20 protein-coding genes are annotated in these 23,246 nt (G+C 66.8%); 10 read left to right on the forward strand and 10 right to left on the reverse strand.

All coding sequences use genetic code 11. From position 1 onward, the window contains the following. The first annotated feature begins 27 nt into the window (after positions 1-27). The 3 genes from DOM67_RS00075 to DOM67_RS00085 all read left to right on the forward strand — a co-directional run bounded on the left by DOM67_RS00075 (position 28) and on the right by DOM67_RS00085 (position 3,591). Positions 28-1,200, forward strand: a complete 1,173-nt coding sequence (locus DOM67_RS00075; RefSeq protein WP_110673646.1) for an L-rhamnonate dehydratase — start codon at positions 28-30, stop codon at positions 1,198-1,200. A gap of 160 nt (positions 1,201-1,360) precedes the next feature. Then, the gene (locus DOM67_RS00080; RefSeq protein ID WP_110673647.1) at positions 1,361-2,023 is read left to right on the forward strand and encodes a GntR family transcriptional regulator; all 663 of its coding nucleotides are present in this window, start codon (positions 1,361-1,363) and stop codon (positions 2,021-2,023) included. 230 nt (positions 2,024-2,253) lie between these two features. Continuing rightward, positions 2,254-3,591 carry an FAD-dependent oxidoreductase gene (locus DOM67_RS00085; RefSeq protein WP_110673648.1) on the forward strand — a complete coding sequence of 446 codons (1,338 nt, stop codon included), beginning with the start codon at positions 2,254-2,256 and terminating at the stop codon, positions 3,589-3,591. Positions 3,592-3,615: 24 nt separating this feature from the next. On the opposite strand, the gene DOM67_RS00090 is transcribed toward DOM67_RS00085, so the two are convergent. Further along, the gene (locus DOM67_RS00090; RefSeq protein WP_110673649.1) at positions 3,616-4,479 is read right to left on the reverse strand and encodes a bifunctional allantoicase/(S)-ureidoglycine aminohydrolase; all 864 of its coding nucleotides are present in this window, start codon (positions 4,477-4,479) and stop codon (positions 3,616-3,618) included. Positions 4,480-4,794: 315 nt separating this feature from the next. Between DOM67_RS00090 and DOM67_RS00095 the strand changes: the two genes are divergently transcribed. Next, entirely contained in the window at positions 4,795-6,234 is a 1,440-nt protein-coding gene (locus DOM67_RS00095) for a TIGR00366 family protein (protein WP_110673650.1), read from the forward strand. A gap of 56 nt (positions 6,235-6,290) precedes the next feature. On the opposite strand, the gene DOM67_RS00100 is transcribed toward DOM67_RS00095, so the two are convergent. Further along, the gene (locus DOM67_RS00100; RefSeq protein ID WP_110673651.1) at positions 6,291-7,133 is read right to left on the reverse strand and encodes a MurR/RpiR family transcriptional regulator; all 843 of its coding nucleotides are present in this window, start codon (positions 7,131-7,133) and stop codon (positions 6,291-6,293) included. An 89-nt stretch (positions 7,134-7,222) separates the two neighbouring features. Then, positions 7,223-8,152, reverse strand: a complete 930-nt coding sequence (gene puuE, locus DOM67_RS00105) for an allantoinase PuuE (RefSeq protein ID WP_110673652.1) — start codon at positions 8,150-8,152, stop codon at positions 7,223-7,225. A gap of 414 nt (positions 8,153-8,566) precedes the next feature. Here puuE and DOM67_RS00110 point away from each other — a divergent pair, with 414 nt between their 5' ends. The 3 genes from DOM67_RS00110 (at position 8,567) to DOM67_RS00120 (ending at position 12,401) form a co-directional block, all read left to right on the forward strand. Next, positions 8,567-9,313: an aspartate/glutamate racemase family protein gene (locus tag DOM67_RS00110; RefSeq protein WP_110673653.1), complete on the forward strand. Its 747-nt coding sequence runs from the start codon at positions 8,567-8,569 to the stop codon at positions 9,311-9,313. A gap of 164 nt (positions 9,314-9,477) precedes the next feature. Further along, on the forward strand, positions 9,478-10,842 hold the full coding sequence (locus DOM67_RS00115; RefSeq protein WP_110673654.1) for an NCS1 family transporter: 1,365 nt from the start codon (positions 9,478-9,480) through the stop codon (positions 10,840-10,842). A 107-nt stretch (positions 10,843-10,949) separates the two neighbouring features. After that, positions 10,950-12,401 carry an NCS1 family nucleobase:cation symporter-1 gene (locus DOM67_RS00120; RefSeq protein ID WP_110673655.1) on the forward strand — a complete coding sequence of 484 codons (1,452 nt, stop codon included), beginning with the start codon at positions 10,950-10,952 and terminating at the stop codon, positions 12,399-12,401. A 95-nt stretch (positions 12,402-12,496) separates the two neighbouring features. On the opposite strand, the gene DOM67_RS00125 is transcribed toward DOM67_RS00120, so the two are convergent. Together DOM67_RS00125 and uraH are read right to left on the reverse strand one after the other, a co-directional pair. Continuing rightward, positions 12,497-13,231 carry a GntR family transcriptional regulator gene (locus tag DOM67_RS00125; protein ID WP_110673985.1) on the reverse strand — a complete coding sequence of 245 codons (735 nt, stop codon included), beginning with the start codon at positions 13,229-13,231 and terminating at the stop codon, positions 12,497-12,499. Positions 13,232-13,326: 95 nt separating this feature from the next. Next, positions 13,327-13,686: a hydroxyisourate hydrolase gene (gene uraH, locus DOM67_RS00130; RefSeq protein WP_110673656.1), complete on the reverse strand. Its 360-nt coding sequence runs from the start codon at positions 13,684-13,686 to the stop codon at positions 13,327-13,329. 220 nt (positions 13,687-13,906) lie between these two features. Here uraH and uraD point away from each other — a divergent pair, with 220 nt between their 5' ends. The 3 genes from uraD (at position 13,907) to pyrB (ending at position 16,638) form a co-directional block, all read left to right on the forward strand. After that, entirely contained in the window at positions 13,907-14,434 is a 528-nt protein-coding gene (gene uraD / locus DOM67_RS00135) for a 2-oxo-4-hydroxy-4-carboxy-5-ureidoimidazoline decarboxylase (protein WP_110673657.1), read from the forward strand. A 125-nt stretch (positions 14,435-14,559) separates the two neighbouring features. Further along, entirely contained in the window at positions 14,560-15,486 is a 927-nt protein-coding gene (locus tag DOM67_RS00140) for an IclR family transcriptional regulator (RefSeq protein WP_232825075.1), read from the forward strand. 111 nt (positions 15,487-15,597) lie between these two features. After that, on the forward strand, positions 15,598-16,638 hold the full coding sequence (gene pyrB, locus DOM67_RS00145; RefSeq protein ID WP_110673659.1) for an aspartate carbamoyltransferase: 1,041 nt from the start codon (positions 15,598-15,600) through the stop codon (positions 16,636-16,638). A 198-nt stretch (positions 16,639-16,836) separates the two neighbouring features. Here the strand turns inward: pyrB and ruvX are convergent, their stop codons facing one another. From ruvX to DOM67_RS00170, 5 genes are all read right to left on the reverse strand, one after another. Then, positions 16,837-17,292, reverse strand: coding sequence for a Holliday junction resolvase RuvX (gene ruvX / locus DOM67_RS00150; protein WP_110673660.1), 456 nt, complete (start codon positions 17,290-17,292; stop codon positions 16,837-16,839). Then, positions 17,292-17,849, reverse strand: a complete 558-nt coding sequence (locus tag DOM67_RS00155) for a YqgE/AlgH family protein (RefSeq protein WP_110673661.1) — start codon at positions 17,847-17,849, stop codon at positions 17,292-17,294. Before DOM67_RS00155 ends, ruvX begins: the two co-directional genes overlap by 1 nt. A 190-nt stretch (positions 17,850-18,039) precedes the next feature. Then, complete coding sequence (gene gshB, locus DOM67_RS00160) at positions 18,040-18,996, reverse strand: glutathione synthase (RefSeq protein WP_110673662.1); 957 nt, start codon at positions 18,994-18,996, stop codon at positions 18,040-18,042. A 104-nt stretch (positions 18,997-19,100) separates the two neighbouring features. After that, the gene (locus DOM67_RS00165; protein ID WP_110673663.1) at positions 19,101-21,251 is read right to left on the reverse strand and encodes a prolyl oligopeptidase family serine peptidase; all 2,151 of its coding nucleotides are present in this window, start codon (positions 21,249-21,251) and stop codon (positions 19,101-19,103) included. A 172-nt stretch (positions 21,252-21,423) separates the two neighbouring features. Next, a complete protein-coding gene (locus tag DOM67_RS00170; RefSeq protein ID WP_110673664.1) occupies positions 21,424-23,001 on the reverse strand; it encodes an FMN-binding glutamate synthase family protein in 1,578 nt (525 codons plus the stop codon). Between the last annotated feature and the right edge of the window lie 245 nt (positions 23,002-23,246).

The raw sequence follows: 23,246 nt of genomic DNA on the forward strand, positions 1-23,246 counted from the left end.
CCTTTCGACATCCCCTAAGGAGCCGCCATGAAAATCACCCGTGTCCGCGCCCGCGTCTTCGAATGGAAAGGCGAGACCGTGCCGCCCATGCCGCACTTCTGCACCAACGCCATGGACGAGCTGTGGGACAAGGGCGACTCCATGGACACCTTCCGCTTCCACGGCTGGACCGCGGTGGAGGTGGAGACCGACAGCGGCCTGGTGGGGCTGGGCAACGTCGCTCTGGCACCCAGGGTGGCCAAGACGATCATCGATCACTATCTGGCGCCGCTGGTGATCGGCCAGGACCCGTTCGACTACGAGTACCTGTGGCAGCGCATGTACCGCGCCACCCTCGCCTGGGGGCGCAAGGGCATCGGCATGGCGGCGATCTCCGGGGTCGATATCGCGCTCTGGGACCTGATGGGCAAGGCGAGCGGTCAGCCGGTGTTCAAACTGCTCGGCGGGCGTACCAAGGAGAAGATCCCCTGCTACGCCTCCAAGCTCTACAGCCGCGATCTCGCCAGCATGCAGCAGGAGGCGCAGTCCTATCTGGACCAGGGTTTCAAGGCGATGAAGATGCGCTGCGGCTACGGCCCCAACGACGGCCCCGAGGGCATGCGCGCCAATCTCGACCGGGTAGCCGCGGTGCGCGAGGTGATCGGCGAGGAGGTCGATCTGATGATCGACTGCTACATGGGCTGGAACCTGGACTACGCCAAGCGCATGCTGCCGCGGCTCGAGCGCTTCCAGCCACGCTGGGTCGAAGAGCCGGTGATCGCCGACGATATCGACGGCTACGCCGAACTCAATCGGCTCACCAGCATCCCGATCTCCGGCGGCGAGCACGAATTCACCCACTACGGCTTCCGCCAGCTGCTGGAGAAGCGCGCAGTGGCGGTAATCCAGTACGACACCAACCGGGTCGGTGGCATCACCGCGGCGCGCAAGATCAACGCCCTGGCCGAGGCGTTCTGCGTGCCGGTCATCCCCCACGCCGGCCAGATGCACAACTATCACCTGACCATGGCCTCGCTGGCCTCACCGATGGCGGAGTTCTTCCCGGTCCACGATGTCGAGATCGGCAACGAGCTGTTCTACTACCTGTTCGAGGGCGACCCGGCACCGGTCGATGGCCTGCTCGATCTGGACGACGCCACCCCTGGCCTGGGGCTGACACTCAATCAGCACTATCTCGAGCAGTTCCATATCATCGAGTGAGTTCGAGCGAACGGCGCGATCATCTGCCGTGCCAAGGCCCTCTCTGACCGCCCCCTTGGCCCGCGCTAGCGCGGGCCTTCGCCCCCGAGCGCCGCCGGCGGATGGACGCCATCGGGGCATTTGTACACAATATGCAAAATCCCCACACAGTCCTCACATCATGCCATTCAAGACCCGGGCCCAGTACGTCGCCGACGACCTGCGGCGACGCATTCTCGGCGGCGAGTTCACCGGCGGTACCCAGCTGCGGCAGGATGGCCTGGCCAAGGATTACGGCGTCAGCCGGATTCCGGTGCGCGAGGCGCTGCTGACCCTGGAAGCGGAGGGGCTGGTCGAGTTCCACGCCCACCGCGGCGCCTTCACCACCGAGCTCTCGGTGGCCAAGATCCGCGAGCTGTTCGATCTGCGCGTACTGGTCGAGGGCTACGTGCTCGAGCGCGCCATCCCGCGGCTGACCCCGGCGGACCTGGCCCAGGCCGAGGCGATCCTGAGCGACTACGACGCCGCCCTGGACGCCGGAAGCCAGATCGACAACTGGAGCGATTTCAACTTCGCCTTTCATCGCGCCCTCTACGCCCCCGCCGAGCTGCCCGAGGCGCTGGCGATGATCGGCCAGCTCAATACCAAGTCGGATCGCTACATCCGCATGCAGCTGCTCTACACCCGCCAGATCGAAAAGGCCGAGCGCGAGCACCACGCGCTGCTCGATCTCGCCCGCCAGGGTGACGTCAAGGGCGCCTGTCGCGTACTCGAACGGCATATCCTCGACGCCTGCGAGGGTATCGTGGCGGTGCTGGAGCGCAATCTGGCCAGCCAGGCATGAACGCCTAACGCCAGGACACCGGGCTGTGCCCTGCGACGTCATTTTCCCGGCAACCGCCCGCTGCCACCCGCCTTCCGCGGCCCTGGGCGCTAGCTTACCCATGCCCAGCGGGAGAGATCGACAAGCGCCGAGACGTCGGGCATATTGATTTTATACAATCTACAAAACCATCATCGTGATGCTCGCCAGGACGAGCCGTCGGCGAACTACCCACCGCGAGAAGCCTGCCCATGCCCACTACCGCCTCCGACTCGCTGGATGCCCCGGTATCGTCGGATGCCGATATCGCCGTGATCGGCGCGGGCGTCGTCGGCGTCTGCTGTGCGCTGGCCCTGGCGCGCCAGGGCCAGCGTGTGCTGGTGCTCGACCCCCAGCCGCCGGGCATGGGCGCCTCCTTCGGCAACGCCGGTCACCTGGCCACCGAGCAGGTCTTCCCCATCGCCGATGCCAGCATCCTCAAGCGCCTGCCATGCATGCTGCTCGACCCGCTGGGGCCGCTGCGCCTGGACTGGCGCCACCTGCCGCGCGGGCTGCCGTGGTTTGCGCGCCTGCTGTGGAACCTGCGTCCGGCCCCCTACCGCGCCAGCGTGGCCGGACTGAGCGCGCTCAACGGCGCCAGCCTGGACGCCTGGCAGCGCCTGCTGGCCTCGGTGGATGCCGGCACGCTGCTGCACCAGCAGGGGTCGGTCCTGGCCTACGAGAAGCCGGCATCGCTGCCGCTGCTGGAGGCGCTGGCCAAGCGCACCCGAGCCCAGGGGGTGCCGGTGGAGAGCTGGGATGCCGCTGCGCTTCACGCCGCCGCACCGGAGCTCTCGCCGCGCCTGCGGGGCGGGCTCTTCTTTCCCGCCACCGGACACTTCCTCAATCCGCTGCGGGTGGTGGAAACCCTGGCCGAGGCGGCCCGGCGCGAAGGCGTGCGTTTTCTCCGCGAGCGGGTGAGCGACGGCCACACCACAACGGAGGGCGTGACGCTGACCACCACGCAGCGCACGCTGCGGGTCGCCCGCGTGCTGATCGCCTGCGGCGCCCACTCGGCGCCGCTCACCGCGGCACTGACCGGCATCCGCGTGCCGCTGGACACCGAGCGCGGCTACCATCTGATGCTACCCCGCGAGCAGGCGCAGCTGCCGTTCGCGGTCACCGCCTTCGAGCGCCGCTTCATCATGACACCGCTGCCCGACGGCCTGCGCCTGGCCGGCACGGTGGAGTTCGCCGGGCTCGAACGCCCGCCCAACCTGGAGCGTGCCTGGCAGCTACACCGCCTCAGCAAGGGGCTGTTCACGCATCAACTCGACATCACCGATGCCAGCGCCTGGATGGGCTTTCGCCCCTCGCTGCCGGACTCCCTGCCGATCATCGATCGCGCCCGCGGCGGTCGTGTGCTGCTGGCGTTCGGCCACCAGCACCTGGGGCTGACCCAGGCGGCGATCAGCGCCGAGATGATCGCCGCCCTGGCACGCTCAGGCGATGACACCAGCGCCACCTCGAGCTCGAGCGCCGCATCACCCGCGCACGACCTGCCGGCGTTCGCGCCCTACCGCCTGACGCGCTTCGGCCGCGAGCGCTGAAGTGATGGACGCCGGGCCTTGGGCTCAGCGGCGCGATAGCCGCAGCGGCATCTGCCGATTGACGTCCTTGTAGAGCAGATAGCGGAACGGCCCCGGCCCGCCGGCGTAGCAGGACTGCGGGCAGAAGGCGCGTAGCCACATGAAGTCGCCGGCCTCGACCTCGACCCACTCCTGATTGAGGTGATAGACCGCACGCCCCTCCAGCACGTAGAGGCCGTGCTCCATCACATGGGTCTCATCGAACGGAATCACCCCGCCCGGCTGGAAGGTGACGATGGTGACGTGCATGTCGTGGCGCAGATCGGCGGGGTCGACGAAACGCGTGGTCGCCCAGCGGCCGTCGGTATCCGGCATCGGCGTCGGTGCGATCTCCTGCTCGTTGGTGACGAAGGCCGGCGGCACCTCGATTCCCTCGACCACCTCGTAGGCCTTGCGGATCCAGTGAAAGCGCACCGCCTCGGCGGCGTGGTTGTGAAGCTGCCAGTCGCACCCCGGCGGCAGGTAGGCGTAGCCCCCCGGCGTCATGACATGCGCCTGGCCGGCCAGGGTCAGGGTCATCTCCCCTTCGACCACGAACAGCACCCCCTCGGCCTCCGGGTCCAGCTCGGGGCGCTGGCTGCCGCCGCCGGGGGCGACCTCCATGATGCTCTGGGAGAAGGTTTCGGCGAAGCCGGAGAGCGGGCGTGCCAACACCCACAGGCGGGTCTTCTCCCAATGCGGCAGGTAGCTCACGACGATATCGCTCATCACCCCCTTGGGGATCACCGCATAGGCCTCGGTGAACACCGCGCGGTCATGGATCAGCTGGCTCTGCGGCGGCAAGCCGCCATGGGGGGCGTAGTAGCGGCGTGGCGGCTGGGCGCTGCGGGGGGCGTCAGGTTGCGACATGGGTTCTCCTCGGTGAAGTCACGGCGCCGCCCGAATGGGTCGCGCTCGGGCGCGATACCCGGGCCAGCACACGCCAATGAAACATCAATGAAACGCGGATGAAACGGCAATGAAACCAGCGTAACGGAAGAGGGCTTTTCGCGGTCATCGAGTTGTGAAACTATCGATCGAACCCGAGCGCCTCCGCGACCCACGCAGGCCCAAGGGATCACCACAAGGATAATACGGGGACGGCATCACACCCCGCAGACACGCGCTCTCCGCCGGCTCGGCCGGCAATCACAACATCAACACGACAGAGAAGACGAAGCGTCCATGAGCCCATCATCCGAGGCGGATCTTGACCGTTCGCACAAGAAACGATCGTTTCACATCCCGCATATCTACGCCATCCTTTTCCTCTTCATCGTCCTCGCGGCCATCGCCACCTACCTGATCCCCGCCGGCGTCTACGAGCGCGTGCCGGGGCCAGCGGGACGCACCACCATCGACCCGGCCTCGTTCCACTACGTGCCCGCCACGCCGACCGGGCTGACCGATTTTCTGCTGGCGATCCCCAACGGCCTGATGAGTGCCGGTCAGGTGGTGTTCTTCACCCTGATCATCGGTGGCATGTTCGCGGTGCTGCGGCGTACCGGCATCATCGAACTGGGTGTGGATAACCTGACGCGCCACTTTGCCGGCCGCAGCCTGTGGGTGATTCCGGTGCTGATGACCCTGTTCGCCGTCATCGCCACGCTGATCGGCACCCAGGAGCTGTCGCTGGTCTATGTGCCGGTGATCCTGCCGCTGATGATCGCGCTGCGCTTCGACTCGGTAGTGGCTGCCGCGGTCGCGCTATGTGCCACCACTGTCGGCTTCACCGCCGGGGTGCTCAATCCGATCAACACCGGGCTCGGCCAGCAGCTCTCCCACCTGCCGCTCTATTCGGGCTTCGGTCTGCGCCTGGTGGCGCTCATCGCCATGCTCGCGGTGGCCGTGGTGTGGGTGCTGCGCTACGCCCGCCGGGTGCGTGACGATGCCAGCGCCAGTCTGCTCGCTGACGACACCGGCGAGCACGACAAACGTCACCACTACCAGCACGCGCTGGAGGCCGACAAGCCGCGCGCCAGCGGGCGTCAGAAAGCCGCCATCCTGGCCGCCTTCGGCTTCTTCGCCATCCTGGTCTACGGCGTGCTCGGGCAGGGCTGGTTCATGCTCGAGATGGCGGGGCTGTTCATCATCATGGGGATCGCCGTCGGCCTGATCGCCGGGCTCAAGGTCGACGCCATCTGCGAAGGCTTCAACGAGGGCTTCCGCGACGTCATGGTCGGCGCCATGATCGCCGGTATCGCGCGCGCCGTGGCCGTGGTGCTGGAAGATGGCCAGGTGCTCGACACCATGGTCCACGGCCTCGGGGTCGCGGTGGGCGGCCTGCCCACGCTGTTCTCGGCGCTGGGCATGTATCTCGCCCAGCTCGGCTTCAACTTCGTGGTGCCCTCCGGCAGCGGCCAGGCGCTGGTGACCATGCCGATCATGGCGCCGCTCTCGGATCTCCTCGGGGTGACCCGCCAGACCGCGGTCCTCGCCTATCAGTTGGGTGACGGTATCGGCAACATTCTCTACCCCACCTCCGGCTACTTCATGGCCACCCTGGCGCTGGCCGGCGTGCCGTGGCAGCGCTGGGTGCGCTTCTTCCTGCCGCTGTTCGGTGCCTGGGTGGCGATCGCCGTGGCCCTGCTGCTGTTTGCCCAGGCCACCGGCTGGCAGGGCTAGGCGCTATACGAGAGCGGCCTGCGCTCGTGAGTCGGGCGCAGGGTTCGGGCAGCCCTTCAGGGGGCCAGCTCGTCGAGTGACTCATAGAGGTCGGTGATGCCATCGATCCGCGCCCGCCCCGATGCCAGCCGGCGGTGCAGCAGGGCGTTGGCCAGCAGGCAGATCAGGCTCATCGGCGCGGCGTAGCTGTCGAAGGCCGAGACGCTGTCCAGCGGACACGCCAACCGCCAGGTGACACGCTCGGCGTAGCGCGCGGTGGTGGCATCGCCGATCAGCAGGCAGGGTTGTCCGCGCGCCGCCAGGGTCTCGACCAGGGCGTCGAACACCCGCGGCCGGCGACGAAAGCCGAACAGTACCACCAGCGCATCGGCATCGAGCTCGGCGAGCTCCTCGGCCAGCGACTGGTTGGGCGCCGGCCACAGCGCCACACCGGGGCGGCACTGCAGCAGCTGCTGGCGCAGATGCAGCGCCAGCGGATAGCTGTTGCGATACCCCACCACCGCCAGCCGCGGCGCGCTGTCGAGCGCACCGATCACCGCTTCGAAGCTGGCCGCCGAGAGCCCCTCGAAGCAGTGCTGTAGATTCTCCTGCTCGCGGGCCAGGTGCCGGGCACAGCGCTCGGCACCCTCACCCAGGGCATCGCTGCCCGCTGCCAGCGGCACACCGAAATGGCGCAGCTCGCGGGCGTGGGCCTTGACCGCCTTGAAGTCGGCGTAGCCCAGACGCCGGAACAGCCGCGTCACGGTGGCCTTGGAGACCCCCGAGAGGCGCGCCAGGTCGGCGGCGCTGTAGATCGCGAGATCCTCGAAGTGATCCAGAATGAAGCTGGCGACGCGCCGCTCCTGCGGCGCCAGCTCGCCGAAGCGCTGCTGGAGCTGACGCCCGATATGGCCCTGCATACATGCGTTCCCTGACGATGGCTGCGGCCACTCTATCACCGATGCCAGCGCCCCAGACGCTGCCCTCGACGATCTCTCCCGCTCTGCGCTCAGGCCGGGTGGTGGCTGGCCCAGTGGCGGGCGATATCCACACGTCGGGTTATCCACACCCGGTCGTGGGCCTCGAGATGATCGAGGAAGCGCTGCAGCGCGCGGAAGCGCCCGGGACGCCCGATCAGTCGGCAGTGCAGGCCGATCGAGAGCATCTTGGGCGTCTCGGCCCCCTCCGCATAGAGCACGTCGAAGGCGTCACGCAGATACTGGAAGAACGGCTCGCCGTGATCGAAGCCGGTGGGCGAGGCGAAGCGCATGTCGTTGCTGTCCAGGGTGTAGGGCACGATCAGATGGCGCTGGCTGCGCCCCTGGCTGTCGTCGACATCGCTCCAGAACGGTAGATCGTCGCCGTAGTAGTCGCTGTCGTAGAGGAAGCCACCCTCGTCCACCAGCAGCCGCCGGGTATTGGGGCTATCGCGGCCGGTGTACCAGCCCAGCGGGCGCTCGCCGTAGAGCGACTCGAAGATCGCCAGCGCGCGCTGCAGGTGCGCCCGCTCCACTGCCTCCGGCACATGCTGGTAGTGGATCCAGCGATAGCCGTGGCAGGCCACCTCGTGGCCCAGCTCGCGGAACGCCTGGGCGGCTTCCGGATTGCGCTCCAGCGCCATCGCCACGCCGAACACCGTCAGCGGCAGACCGCGGCGTTCGAACTCCTTGAGCACCCGCCATACGCCGGCCCGAGAGCCGTACTCGTAGATCGACTCCATGCTCAGGTGGCGATCGGGATAGGCCTCGGCCCCGGCGATCTCGGAGAGGAACTGCTCGGAGTGCGCATCGCCGTGCAGCACGCAGTTCTCCGCGCCCTCTTCGTAGTTGAGCACGAACTGCACCGCGACGCGGGCCTGGCCGGGCCAGTTGGCCTGGGGCGGGTTGCGGCCGTAGCCGATCAGATCGCGGGGATAGCCATCATGCGCGGGAGAATTCATTGCAGGATTCCTGTTGTTCTCGTGCCCGTGTCCAATGCCGGTGCGTGGTCGGCGACACGAATATCCATGAATACAATAACAACATGAATTGTATCCATTCACTCTGCAAGCCTGCTCCATGAGGCACTGATGCGAACCTGTTGCCTCGCTGTCAGATACTGCATCAGGCGCTGTATACGAAAAAACCATCCGGGCATCGTCTGTAGTACAACGCCAACCTGCTGACATGGCCTAAAAAACAGTCTTTTCGGCGCCACAGAGGTGTCGTTAGCACCCATTGGCGAGCCTATCCTGCTTGCATTCCGAAAAAATCTCCCATAGATTTTTTGTATACAAAGACTATAGCTTGCCGCCCATGCGCCAGGCCTCGATGCCCTGCTGCTCCGTCGAGCCCCGTTCAGGAGTCACGCCACGATGCGGATTCGCGTCATCAATCCCAACACCACGGCCAGCATGACCACGACCATCGGCGAAGCGGCTTCGCGTATCGCTTCGCCGGGCAGCGAGATCGTGGCGACGACCCCCAAGAGTGGCCCGGTCTCCATCGAGAGCCACTTCGATGAGGCCATCAGCGCCGTCGGCGTGCTGGAGGAGGTGATGGCCGGCGAGCGCGAGGGCGTGGATGCCTACATCATCGCCTGTTTCGGCGACCCGGGCCTGCTGGCCGCCCGCGAGCTGACCCGAGCACCGGTCATCGGCATCGCCGAGGCGGCCTTTCACATGGCCTCGCTGATCAGCACCCGCTTTTCCATCGTCACCACCCTGGGCCGCACCGGCATCATCGCCGAGCACCTGCTCGACCAGTATGGCTTTCGTCACCACTGTCGCCGCGTGCGCGCGGCCGAGATCCCGGTGCTGGACCTGGAGCATGACGGCGAGGCGGCGCTCAACCGCATCATCACGGAGTGTCGCCGCGCCCGTGACGAAGATGGTATCGGCGCTATCGTACTGGGCTGCGGCGGCATGGCCGACCTGACCGCTGAGATCAGCGACGCCGTCGGCCTGCCGGTGGTCGAGGGCGTGACCGCTGCGGTCAAGCTCAGCGAGGCCCTGGTGGGACTCGGGCTCGGCACCAGCAAGTTCGGTGACCTGGCCTTTCCGCGCTCCAAGGCCTTCACCGGGCGCTTCGAGCACCTGTCTCACATGACCCCGAGCGAGTGACACACGCCATGAGGGCCGATCCATAACGCGCCCCGGGCCGCACCGTCAGCACGAAAAATAGCGCCACAGCAAAAACTAAAACCCGAGTAGCACGCCGCAAGAGTCCTCCCGGCTCCCGACCGGGACAACAACAACAGTGATCCCCTTCTTGCGAGGACGACAGCATGAGCCATGACCCCAACCCGGCCCAGACTCTATCGGCCGGGCTATCCGACACGGCCACCAAGGCCGCCGGCCAGGAATCGCTGGCCCCACAGCAGACCCGCATCATGGGTCGTACCTCCTATCTGCTGGCCTGGTTCGGCGGCTGCGTGTCGATCGGTACCTTCACCATGGGCTCCAGCGTGGTCGGCACGCTGAACCTGGTGCAGGCGACGCTGGCCATCGCCATCGGCTGCTTCGTGATCGGCATCGCCCTGGCGTTGAACGGTGCCGCCGGTTACAAGTACGGCATTCCCTTCATGGTCCAGGCACGCAGCGCCTTCGGCTTCAGTGGCACCCGGCTACCGGGGCTGGTACGCGCCGTGCCCGCCATCGTCTGGTACGGCTTCCAGAGCTGGATCGGTGCCGGCGCCCTGAACATGGTCTCGGCGACCCTGTTCGGCTTCGACAACCTGATCTTCTACTTCATCGCCTTCCAGTTCCTGCAGATCGCCCTGTCGGTGACGGGCTTCCAGGGCATCAAATGGCTGGAGAACATCGGCAGCGCCTTCATCCTGGCCTCGCTGGTCTACATGTTCTACAGCACCGTGCAGCGCTACGGCGACCAGCTCTCGACCAGCATGCTGACCATGGACGGCTCCTGGGGCATGCCGTTCTGGGGTGCCACCATGCTGTTCCTGGGCATCTACAGCACCATGATGCTCAACGTCAGCGACTACTCCCGCGAGCACAAGGAGGGTAGCGGCCCGGGCCTTCTGACCACCCTCTACGCCATGTCGATCCTGCCCTGCACCCTGTTCATGGGGCTGATCGGCTATATGGTCTCCGAAGCCACCGGCGTCGCCGATCCCATCAAGGTGTTCGCCAATGCGGTCGACAACACGCCGCTTTTGATGACCACCCTGCTGTTCATCGCCTTCGCCCAGGTCACCACCAACGTGCTCAACAACGTGGTGCCGCCGACCTATGTGCTGATGGATACCTTCAAGCTGAAGTACCGCACGGCCACGGTGGTCGTCGGTCTGCTGGCCTTTGCCACTTTCCCCTGGGAACTGGTCAAGGATGAGTCCGCCGCCGGCCTGCAGGTGTTCGTGCAGACCTACTCCGCCTTTCTCGGCCCTATCTTCGCCATCCTGGTGGTCGACTACTATCTGATCCGCCGCCGCACCCTGGATCTCGGCAAGTTGTACGACGAAAGCGGGCCCTACCGCGGCGTCAACCTCGGAGCGGTGATCGCTACCCTGGTAGGCGTGATCGCGGCCTTCAGTCTCTCCACCGTCTCCTGGTACGCCAGCCTGATTCCGGCTGGGCTGACCTACTTCCTGCTGATGAAGTACTGGTCTCCATGCCAGCGCTTCTGCAGCTGAGGCCACGACATCAAGGTTAAAGACAGGGAGGGTGAGGTTGCCCTCCTGGAGCGGGCTCGCCGCAACGCAGGGCCTGGCATGAATCACAATGACAACGGGCCTTCATCATGACCGATCAAGAATTGAACATCCGGCATATCGACCGGACGCTATACAACGACGACCTGGCCCCCCTGGCGAAGAGCAGGCGCAGCTGGGGCTGGTTCGAGATCTTCAATGTCTGGGCGAACGACATCCAGAGTCTGTTCGGCTATACCCTGGCCGCCTCGCTGTTCATCTCCTATGGCCTCAACGGCTGGGCCGTGATGGCGGCGATCATTCTGTCCGGCTTCGTGGTGATGTGGCTGGTCAACCTGAGCGGCAGACCCAGCGTCAAATACGGCATCCCCTTTCCGGTGATGATCCGCGCCAGCATGGGCGTCCGAGGTGCCAACCTGCCGGCCATGCTGCGCGCCATCATCGGCATCTTCTGGTACGGGGTGCAGACCTACTTCGCCTCGACGGCGCTGACCCTGCTGCTGACGGCGCTGTTCGGCGACCCGGGTGGCCAATGGCTGGGCATGTCGGCCATCGGCTGGCTATCGTTCGTGGTCGTCTGGCTCTTTCAGATCGCCCTGTTCTGGCAGGGTGTCGACAAGATCAAGCACTTCCTCAACTGGGCAGGACCGCTGGTCTATGCCGTCATGGTCCTGCTGATGATCATCGTCTGGTATCAAGCCGGTAGCGACCTGCTGCCCGCCATCAGCACTGTCTTCAGCACCAGCAGCGACTATCAGGGCAGCGCAATCGGCGCCTTCCTGACCATCACCGGCACCATGATCGCCTACTTCGCCGCGGTAGTGATCAACTTCGGCGACTTCTCGCGCTTCGTCAAAAGCGAGCGCGACATGAAGCTGGGCAACCTGCTGGGCCTGCCGCTCAATGTGGCCATCTTCTCCTTCATCGCCCTGATCATCACCGCCGGCACCCTGGTGCTGTTCGGCGAGCCGCTGACCAACCCCTCTGCGATCATCGAGCAGGTCGACTCGCTGCCGCTGACGCTGCTGGCCGCGGTCACCTTCTTCGCCGCGACCATTGGCATCAACCTGGTGGCCAACTTCATTCCGCCGGCCTATGACCTGGCCAACCTCTTCCCCCGACGGATCAGCTTTCGCATCGGCGGGCTGATCACCGCAGTGATCGCCTTCTTCGTCGGCGCTCTGTGGATCGCCGTGATCAGCCATATCGGCATCCCCGGCTTCGTCAATGCCCTCGGCGCGGTGATCGCCCCCTTCTACGGCATCATCGTGGCCGACTACTACCTGGTGAGACACCAGCGGCTGGATATTCAGGACATGTTCTCCAGCGACCCCGACGGCGCCTATCATTATGTGAAGGGCTGGAACCGGCGAGCCCTGGTGGCGTTTGGCCTGGCCGCGCTGTTCTCCATTTCCTCGGTGTGGGTACCGGCGCTGGACGTACTGGGCGGCTACGCCTGGCTGATTGGCGCCGCCCTGGGCGGAGGCATCTACTATCTGCTGATGAGGAAACAGAGCGACCGGAACGCGGTCACCACCTGACCGGACCATCTCTCCCCCGCCACAAAAAAGCCCCCGCCATCGGCGGGGGCTGTGCATCTTGAGGCGTGTTGATGACGCTCTCGGCAGATCGCCTGTCAGCGCGAAAATATCGTGTAGAGATCCGGCGTCTCATCCTCTTCGCCATGGAGGGAGAGCGAAGCCTCGATAGCCTTGAGGTGGCGCCCCATGAAGGCCTGGGCGCGTTCGCCGTTACCCTTTTCCAGATAGCCCACCAGATCATCGTGATCATGGGACTCGCAGCCCAGATGGCCCGCATTGCCATAGACGGCGAGAATCAGCGAAGAGCGTGAGCACAGGCGCTCGACGAAAGCCGCCAGGGTGGCATTGCCGGACAGGCGCGCCAGATGGCCATGAAAGGCCGCCGAGAGCTTGATGGCCGTACTCTGTTCGCCGGCGCGCAGCGCCTCGCGCTCGCGGGTCGCCATGTCGCGCAGGGCCCGGATATCCTCGCGGGTGATACGCCGGGTGATCTCGGGCATCAGGCCGCACTCGATCATCTGCCGGGCATCGAAGACGTCCTTGGCCTCATCGGCGGAGGGGCGCGTCACGCTGGCCCCGCGACGCGGCGTCAGGGTCACCAGCTCCTCGAGGGCGAGACGCTGCAGAATCTTGCGGATACCGGTACGGCTGATGTCGAAGACATCGGCCAGGGCATCCTCCCGGAGTCGGGCCCCCGGCCTCAGGCGATGCTCGATGATGGCGTCGCTGATCGACTGGTAGATGACCTCGTGGCGCTCCGCGCCATCGCCGTCCTTGCCCGCCCTGCGACGACGCGCAGGCGTGGCCGCAGGCGGCTGGCCCGCCGCCATGGTGGCATCGGCGCGTTTCCCCATGCTGTCAGACTCCCTGAGTGCGTCCTTGCGATTGTATCGGCCGGGCGGTGGGATGCCCACGTCGCGGCTACTCAGCTGCCGCGGTAGGTCGAGTAGCCGAACGGCGACAGCAGCAGCGGCACGTGATAGTGCTCGTCGGGGGCATCGACCGTGAAGCGGATCGGGATATCGCCGAGAAAGCCTCCGGGCGCACCGCTGGCGGCGAGATAGTCGCCGGCCTGGAAGATCAGCTCGTAGCAGCCGGCGCGGAACTCGGCGCCGGCCAGCAGGGGCGCATCACTGCGCCCATCGGCATTGGTCCTCAGCCTGGCCAGCCGGGTGCGACGCTCGCCCTCGAGTCGGTAGAGCTCGATGCACAGATCGGCGGCCGGGCAGCCACGGGCGGTGTCCAGCACGTGGGTGGTCAGGTAACCAGAGTCGGTATCGCTCATGCACGCCTCGCGATCGGGAGCGGAGAAAAGGGAGCCACCAGCGCGCGCCCACCGCCCATCGCAGGGGAAAGGCTGGATCGACGCGGACACTTGGCGGTAGCTTTGGCACTATCTGACCCGTACGGCGCTCGTCGACGTGTCAGACGACCACCAGAATATGCCCCGTTGTCAGTGACTTCATTCAAAGCGGTTCGTATACAAGATTCAAGGGAAAGCCCATATGCCGGATCGTCTGCACCCGCGCCCGAGCCAGCTCACGCGCGAGGATTTCATCGCCACCTACGGCGATATCTACGAACACTCGGCGTGGATCGCCGCCGCCGCCTGGGACAGCGGCCTCGATGACCGCCACGACACTCCCGCGGGACTCGCCGCGCGGCTGCGCGAGCCGGTCGACGCCGCCTCCCCCGAGGCCCAGCTGGCACTGATCCGGGCCCACCCGGATCTGGCCGCCAAGGCCGCCGTAGCCGCGACCCTGACCGCGGATTCCCGCCGCGAACAGGCCGGTGCCGGGCTCGACCAGTGTACCCCGGAGGAGTTTGCCCGCTTCGAGCAGCTCAACGCCGCCTATCGCGAGCGCTTCGGCTTTCCCTTCGTGATCGCCGTACGCGGTCTCGACCGCCACGCCATTCTCGACGCCTTCGCACAGCGCCTGGAACAGACCCCGGAAGCGGAGCGCCATACCGCCATCGCACAGATCCACCGGATCGCCCTGCTGCGCCTGGAGGCACGCAGCATCAGCGCATGACGCCAGCCGCCGGCAAAGACAGCTCACCATCGATCGGGTTATCCTGAACAATGCCCGGCGCTGCCCCATGGCACGCGCCGGGTCTCTTTCTCAACCACGAATCTCAACCACGAGAGCGGCAGCGGGTGACGGAACAAAAGCGGCAGCGGGCGAGCGACACGGCGCAAGACACGACCCAGCAGCAGGAGCCGGAGACAGCCCAGCGACGGGCTACCGGCGGCAGCGGCGAGAAGCGCCGGGCGGTCGGCCGCCCGGCCGCCGGTGGCAAGAGCGCCGGCGGCCACAGCCAGTCGCTGGTGCGCGGTCTGACCATCCTCGAAGCGCTGGCCGCCGCGCCCAACGGGCTCGCGCTCTCGGAGGTCGCCGATGCCCTCGGCCTCGCCCCTTCCACCGCCCACCGGCTGCTGCAGGCGCTGCACCAGCAGGGCTTCATCACCCAGGATGGCACCAACGGCCTGTGGCGGATCGACGTCAAGACCTTCCGTATCGGCAACAGCTTCCTCGAGGCGCGCGATTTCGTCGCCACCGCACGCCCCTTCCTGCGCCGGCTCACCGCACTCAGCGGCGAGACCGCCAACCTGGGCATTCGTGACGACGGCATGGTGGTCTATCTGGCCCAGAGCGAGTCGCAACAGATGATGCGCATGATCACCCGCCTGGGCTCGCGCGCGCCGCTACACGCCTCGGGCGTGGGCAAGGCGCTGCTGGCGTGGATGCCCGAGCAGGAGTTCGAGCGCGTCATGGGGGGGCGCGTCCTCGAAGGCGAGACCCCCAACACCCTCACCGATCTGGAGACGCTGCGCGCCCAGTTGGAGACGATCCGGCGCCAGGGCTATGCGGTCGACCGCGAGGAGCACGCCATCGGTCTCAACTGTGTCGCCGCCACCCTGCACGACGAGAGCGGCCTGCCGCTGGCGGCGATCTCGGTCTCCGGCCCGGTGGCACGGATCGACGACTCGCGCCTGCCCGAGCTGGCCGCGCTGGTCGCCGATACCGCCCGCGAGATCACCGCCAGACTCGGCGGCAAGACGCCCAGCGAACCACCGGCCTGAGGCGCGGGGCGGGCACCGCGACGCGCGACGGATGATCCCGGAGAGCCTCGGCGCTACACTATCGCCCGGCCAGACCGGCCCCGATACCGCCACCCGCCAGTGAGGTCCGCCATGTCCCCGCACCTGCTCTCCGTCGACTCTCTCAATCGCGACGCCGTGGATCATCTGATCCGCCTCGCCGAGCGCATGGAACCGATCGCTCAGCGGCGCCAGGTGACGCGGGTGCTGGAGGGGGCGGTGCTCGGCAACCTCTTCTTCGAGGCCAGCACGCGCACGCGAATCAGCTTCAACGCCGCCTTCTGTCGCCTCGGCGGCAGCGTCTGCGACACCACCGGCTTCACCTTCTCCTCGATGGCCAAGGGCGAGTCGCTCTACGACACCAGCCGGGTGATGGGCGGCTATGTCGATGCCATCGTCATGCGCCACCCGGAGCAGGGCTCGGTGGCGGAATTCGCCGAGGCGACCCGGGTGCCGGTGATCAACGGTGGCGACGGCCCCGGCGAGCACCCCAGCCAGGCGCTGCTCGACGTCTATACCATCAGCAAGGAGTTCGCGCGGCTGGGCAAGCCGCTGGCGGGGGCGCATCTGCTGCTGACCGGGGATCTCAAGTATGGGCGCACGGTGCACTCGCTGATCAAGCTGCTCTCTCTCTACGCCCCCCTGCGCATCACCCTGGTGTCGCCGCCGGGGCTGGAGATGCCGCAGCATCTGGTCGACCTGGTGGCTTCCCGCGGGCACCGGATCGAGACCCGGCCCAGCCTGGCCGAGGATTTCGCCGATGTCGACGTGATCTACGCCACGCGCATCCAGCGCGAGCGCTTCACCGCCGAGATGACCGAGAGCTTCACCGAGCTGACCGCCGACTTCGTGGTCGACCGCGGCTTCCTCGACCGCCGCTGCTCCCCCACCACCGTGGTCATGCACCCGCTGCCGCGGGACAGCCGCCCCGGTGCCAACGACCTCTCCACCGATCTCAATGGCGACCCGCGCCTGGCGATCTTTCGCCAGACCGACAACGGCATCCCCATGCGCATGGCAATCTTCGCCCATCTGCTCAAGGTGGAAGAGGAGATCGCCCGCGACCTGCGCGAAGTGCGCTGGTTCGTGCCGGAGACCTTCGGCGTCGACGATCGCACGCTGAAGGCCCAATAAGAGCGCATGTCCAAACCTTCCGACACTGGGCGCCGGGGGCAGGACAAAGCGAGGGTCCTTTGCCAGGGATGGCAAAGGTAGCGCCCAGGGAGGGGGGCACAGCGCCCTCGCGACGCCCTGCCCACGTGGTCTGGCGGTTGTGAAAGGTCTTCTAAGACAGGCGGGATCGAGCGGCAGGCGTGACACCCGGATGCAGTGTCACGCCTGCCCGCGGGTGAACCAGTTCTCCAGGATGAGCTGCGCGGCGATGCCGTCGACACCGCGGTCGCGGTAGTTGCCGCGGTGGCCACCCTGGGCAGCGATCTGCTTGGCCGCCTGGGTGGTGCCACGCTCGTCGAACATCGCCACCGGCTTGCCGAAGCGCCCGTGCAGGCGGTTGCCGAACTTGCGCGCCCGCACGCTCATCTCGGACTCGCTGCCGTCGTCATGGATCGGTAGCCCCACCACCAGCAGGTCCGGCTGCCACTCCGCCAGCAGTCGCTCGATCTGCGCCCAGTCGGGAATGCCGTCCCGCGCCGGCAGCGGGTCGAGCCCGCTCGCCGAGCCCAGCATCTCGTTGCCCACCGCCACACCGATCCGCCGGGTACCGTAGTCGAAGGCCATCACCAGACGTTGGCCGAGCTTGTCGCTGGCGCTACCGCCGAGGCAGGTCATCAGGCATGTCCGGCGTCGCGGGTCATCAGGTTGAGGTCGACCCCGAGACGCCCGGCGGCAGCCGCCAGGCGCTGCTCCGGCGGTTGCCGGAACAGGATGTCGCCGTCGCCTTCGACCGTCAGCCAGGTGTTCTGCTTGAGCTCGTCCTCGAGCTGGCCAGCCTTCCAGCCGGCGCAGCCCAGGGTGACCAGATAGTGCTCGGGGCCACGCCGCTGGGCGATCGCCTGGAGCATGTCCATCGAGGTCGTCAGAGCGATGTCCTCGGCCACCTGGATGCTGGAGTCCCACTCGTCGGCGCTGCCGCGATGCAGGATGAACCCGCGGTCGCGATAGGTCGGGCCACCGTCGTAGACCAGGATCTCGTTGTGCGGCCCCGGCTCGGACTCGATGTCGAGCTGCTCGAACAGCCCCTGGAGGGTGAGTTCGGAGGGCCGGTTGACGATCACCCCCAGGGTGCCATCGTCATCGTGATCGCACAGATAGGTCAGGGTGCCGGCGAAATTGGGATCTTCCAGGTGCGGCATCGCCATCAGGAAGTAGTGTTTCAGGCTTTGCATGAGACTCCGTCGAAATCGCAGCGCGCCGCCGGCCTGCCGGCACGCCTGAGGTCAGCTTGCAGTGTAACACCCGCGTATCCCGACGTTGTCGTCGGGGCGACGGATGTCGCAGCGGCACCGGGAGCCGCGCGTCGCTCGCGGCCACGCGGCGTGACAGGACACGCCGAGATGGGGTCGTGTCGCGGCGGAATCAAGCCAGACGCTTCTCGATCGCGGCCATCAGCAGCCCGGGGATGTCGGTACCGCGCTGGTCGTCGATCTCGCGGACGCAGGTCGGGCTGGTGACATTGATCTCGGTGATGTAGTCGCCGATCACGTCGAGCCCGACGAACAGCAGCCCGCGCTCGCGGATCGCCGGCTTGACCTGCTCCACCAGCCAGTAGTCGCGCTCGGTCAGCTCGCGGGAGACCCCGCGACCGCCGGCGGCCAGGTTGCCGCGGGTCTCGCCGGCACTCGGAATGCGCGCCAGGCCAAAGGGCACCGGCTCGCCGTCGACCAGCAGAATGCGGGTGTCGCCGTCCTTGATCTCCGGCAGATAGCGCTGGGCCATGATCTGGCGCTGGCCGCGCTCGGTGAGCTGCTCGATCACCGCGCCGAGGTTGCGCCCCTCGGGGCCGATATGAAAGATCCCGGTGCCCCCCATGCCGTCGAGCGGCTTGAAGATGGTATCGCCATGCTCGGCCTGGAAGGCCCGCAGCACCGCCGCATTGGCGGAGACCACACTGGGCGGGATGCAGTGGGTGAACTGCTGGGCGAACAGCTTCTCGTTGCACTCGAACAGCGCCCGGGTCGGGTTGACCACCAGGGTTCCCTCGCGCTCGGCGAACGCCAGCAGGTGCACGGCGTTGAGGAAGTGTCCGTCCACCGGCGGATCCTTGCGCATCAGGATCACGTCGAGCTCACCCAGCGGCATCGCCTCGCGCTCGCCGAGGTCGAACCAGTGATCCGGATCGTGGTGCACATCGAGCGTGCGCACGCTGCCCATGGCGCGCCCCTCGTAGAGGTAGAGATCCTCCTGCTCGAGATAGTAGAGCGACCAGCCCTTGGCCTTCGCCGCCCACAGCAGTGCCAGGGTGGTGTCCTTCTTGTAGGCGATATCGGCGATGGGATCCATCACCACGCCCAGCTTGACGGTGTTCTGACTCATCGGTGAGGTCTTCCATGTCGGTGTGTCCCGCCGGCAGGCCGGACGGGAGAAGCGTGGCGCTCAGTATGCCCGAGCGCCACGCGCAGCACCAAGACACCGGCGCCCTAGTCCGCCCCCAGCCGCTGCCACAGAAAACGCCAGGCCAGCGCGCTCAACCGCGCCCGTTGGGCGCTGTCCGCAGCGCCACCGTGGCCGCCTTCGGTGTTCTCGTAGTAGTGGATATCGCCTACGTTCATCGCTTCCATCTTCGCCATCATCTTGCGCGCATGCCCGGGGTGCACGCGGTCGTCGCGGGTCGAGGTGGTGAATAGTACCGCCGGGTAGTCCACGCCCTCGCGCAGGTTGTGATAGGGCGAGTAGTCCTTCAGGAAGCGTTCCCAGTCGTCGCTATCCGGATCGCCGTACTCGGCCATCCATGAAGCGCCGGCGAGCAGCTGGTGGTAGCGGCGCATGTCGAGCAGCGGCACTTCACATACCGCGGCGGCGAAGTGATCCGGGTAGCGGGTGATCATGTTGCCCACCAGCAGGCCGCCGTTGGAGCCGCCTTGGATGCCCAGCTGGCGCGGTGTGGTCACGCCGCTGGCGACCAGGTCCGCGGCCACCGCGGCGAAATCCTCGAACGCCTTGTGGCGATCCGCCTTGAGCGCGGCACGGTGCCAGCGCGGGCCATATTCACCGCCGCCCCGGATGTTGGCCACCGCATAGGCACCGCCACGGGCGAGCCAGCAGCGCCCCACATCGGGGGCATAGTGCGGCGTGAGCGAAATCTCGAACCCGCCATAGCCGTAGAGCAGCGTGGGCAGCGCTGTTTCACGTGAAACGTCGTCGATGCCCGCCGGCAGCACCAGGAAATAGGGCACGCGGGTACCATCGGCGCTGGTGGCGAAACGCTGCTCGACCCGCATGCCGCTGGCGTCGAAGAGGGCCGGTGCCTGCTTGATCGGGCTGGGTCCCGCGGTGGCAGTCTCGGCCTGGGCCAGGTCGAGGCGCGACAGCGTGGTCGGCGTCAGATAGTCGGTGACCACGACGAAAACCTCGTCGCTGGTCTCGTCGTCCAACGCCGAGAGCCCCACCTCGCCAGTGGGCGGTAGGGTGTCGAGCGCCAGGCCTGCCCACGCAGCCCCGGCGCGAGGCTCGAGGCGCACGAAGCGGTGTTTGACGTCTTCGAGAATATCCAGCACCAGATAGTGCCGGGTCCACTCGAACCCCTCCAGCGAGCGCCGGGCATCCGGCGTGAAGAGCACGCGGAAATCACGGGCACCGGCCTTGAACGCGGCGTAGTCGATCGCCAGCAGCGCCCCGCCGGGATAGCACGTCGCCGCCGGGGCCCAGTCATCGCGCAGCAGCACCAGCAGCCACTCGCGGTGCACGCTGGCCTGGGCCGAAAGCGGCAGGTCGAGCGGGACCTGGGTGCCATCGGGCAGCCGCTCGATCAAGCGCTGCTCGTAGAACGCCAGGGCGTGGTGGATGAAGTCGCGCTCGAAGCCGCGGGTGCGATCGCGAAAGGCGACCGCCATCAGATCACTCTCCGCCGCCTCGAACAGCGTCTCCGCCTCGGCCAGCGGCTGCCCCCGCCGCCAGCGTTTGACGCGGCGCGGATACCCCGAGCTGGTGAGCGCGCTCTGCCCCGCGGCATCGGGGCCGAAATCGGTATAGACGTAGACACTGTCACGGTCGATCCAGCTCAGACCGCCCTTGGCCGCGGGCCGCTGAAAACCCTCCTCGACCCAGCGCTTGTTGATGAGATCGAACTCGCGGGTCACGTCGGCATCGGTGCCACCCGGGGAGAGCGCCACCAGCGCCCGTTCCCAGACGCCCGCCGGCGCCTCGGGCTCGAGGCAGCGCGCGCCATGCCACACCCAGCTCTCGCCCTCGGCAGCGTTGAGGGCGTCGACATCGATCAGCACTTCCCACTCGGGCTTGGCCTGGCAGTAGGAGGTCCAGTGGGTCCGCCGCCACACCCCGCGGGGGTGATCGGCATCCTGCCAGAAGTTGTAGTAGTGCTCGCCGCGCTTGACCACGAAGGGGATACGATCGTCGGCATCGAGGATCTCGCGCAGCTCGGCGGTCAGGTGATCGAGCTCAGGGCCGCCCAGGGCGTCGAGGGTATCGCGATTGTGCGCCTCGACCCAGGCCAGCGCCTCGGGGTCGTCGATCGCCTCCAGCCAGCGGTGCGCGTCGGCCTCGGCGCTCGAGCCTGCGCCCGCTGCATCGGGCGTCTCGGCAAGATAGGCAAATCCGGGAAAGCGCCGCATCGAGAGTCTCCTGCTTGTCATCGTGGGGGTCGAGCCTCAGAGCCTACGCCACAGCCAGAGTTCCACCGAGTACCGATCTTCGCGCCAAGAACTTTCTCACCAGGATCCGTTCACCAGGACCTGCGCGCCGAGACCTTCACAATAGCCCCCACGTGCTTACCGTGACGCTGGCTCAGAAGTGGTCGACGGCGGCGGCGCGCCAGTCGGCCTGCCACGCCTCGGGAATCTCATCCCCCAGCAGTTGGCCATCTTGCAGCCGCGGCAGCTCGAACGCCGCATAGCCACGCGCTGGCGCATAGCTGCTGCGGTGGCGGATATGGTCCGGAGTCAGCGCATCGAAGCGCTCGAGCCCCATGGCACCGGTGATCGCGGCGAAGCCATCCAGGGTTGCGCGGTGGTAGCGCGCCACCCGCTCCGCCTTCTCCGGCACGTTGATCGCCCGCGCCCGCTTGGGGTCCTGGGTTGCCACGCCCGTGGGGCACTTGTTGGTGTGGCAGCGCCGGGCCTGGATACAGCCGACCGCAAACATGAACGGGCGCGCGGCGTTGCACATATCGGCGCCGAGCGCGGTCTTGACCACCATGTCGTAGCCCAGGGCGACCTTACCGCTGGCGACGAGGCGGATCTTGTCACGCAGCCCGGCGCCGCGCAGGGCGTTGTCGACGAACGGCAACGCCTCGTCGATGAAGACACCGAGGCGGTCCGAGAACTCCTGGGGCGCCGCACCGGTGCCGCCCTCGGCGCCATCGATGACGATGAAATCGACCAGCGTGCCGGTCTCGATCATCGCCTTGCAGATACCCAGAAACTCGTGGCGCACGCCGAGACACAGTTTGATGCCCACCGGCTTGCCATCGCAGAGCTCGCGCAGCTGGGCGACGAACGCCATCAGTTCACGCGGGTTGGAGAACTCCGGATGCCCGGGGGGCGAGGCACAATCCTGGCCGGCCTCGATCTGGCGGGTGCTGGCGATCTCCTGATTGACCTTGGCCCCCGGCAGCAGCCCACCGTGAGAGGGCTTGGCCCCCTGGGAGATCTTGATCTCGACCATCTTGACCTGCTCGAGGCGCGCCTTGTCGCGGAAGGTCTCGGCATCGAAGCGGCCATTCTTGTGGCGGCAGCCGAAGTAGGCGGTCCCCAGCTCCCAGATCAGGTCGCCGCCGTGCTTCTCATGGTAGGGGCTGATCGCCCCCTCCCCGGTATCGTGGGCAAAGCCGCCCTGCTTGGCCCCCAGGTTCATCGCCTCGATGGCGTTGCCCGAGAGCGAGCCGAAGCTCATCGCCGAGATGTTGAGGCGCGACGAGCGGTAGGGCCGCGTGCAATGGGGGCCGCCGATGGTGATGAAGCGCTGCTCGTCGGCCACTTTGCGCGGCGCCATCGAGTGGAAGGAGAAGTTGTAGCCGGCGGCATCGACGTCACGGATGGTGCCGAAGGGCGAGGTATCGCCGGTGCCATCGGCGCGGGCGTTGATCAGGTTGCGCTGTTCGCGGGAGAAGGGCCGCCCGCTGGTCTCGGATTCGAAGAAGTACTGCCGCAGCTCGGGGCGCACGAACTCGAGCATGTAGCGCAGATGCCCGATCAGCGGGTAGTTGTAGAGCACGTTGGCGGTGGAGCGCAGATCGCGCCAGCCAATCAGCGCCAGCGGCACCCACAGCAGCAGCAGCCAGAGCCAGGGGTGCCAGACCACGCCGACGGCGAGAATCAGCGCCAGCGTCACGGGGACGAGGAGGTAAAAGAGTCGACGGTACATGTCGTGGTGTCCATCCGAGGAGTCGGACCTTCAGTGTTGGTCGCGGTGACCGATTGTTCAAATCGGTAACCTCGCATTCGTCACGGTGTGTCCGTCACCCTCCGCCTACCCGAGGCGCCTTCTCCTTCGCTGTTCGATCCTCGACCGCTGTGTTCGCCCTTCGATACGCGCATTTGTCCGACATTAATCACTCAATATCTGACATAAAGACCATCGTCGACTGTCGTCCTTGCCCGCTTCGTGCC

Source organism: Salinicola sp. RZ23, from assembly GCF_003206675.1.
Taxonomy (GTDB): domain Bacteria; phylum Pseudomonadota; class Gammaproteobacteria; order Pseudomonadales; family Halomonadaceae; genus Salinicola; species Salinicola endophyticus.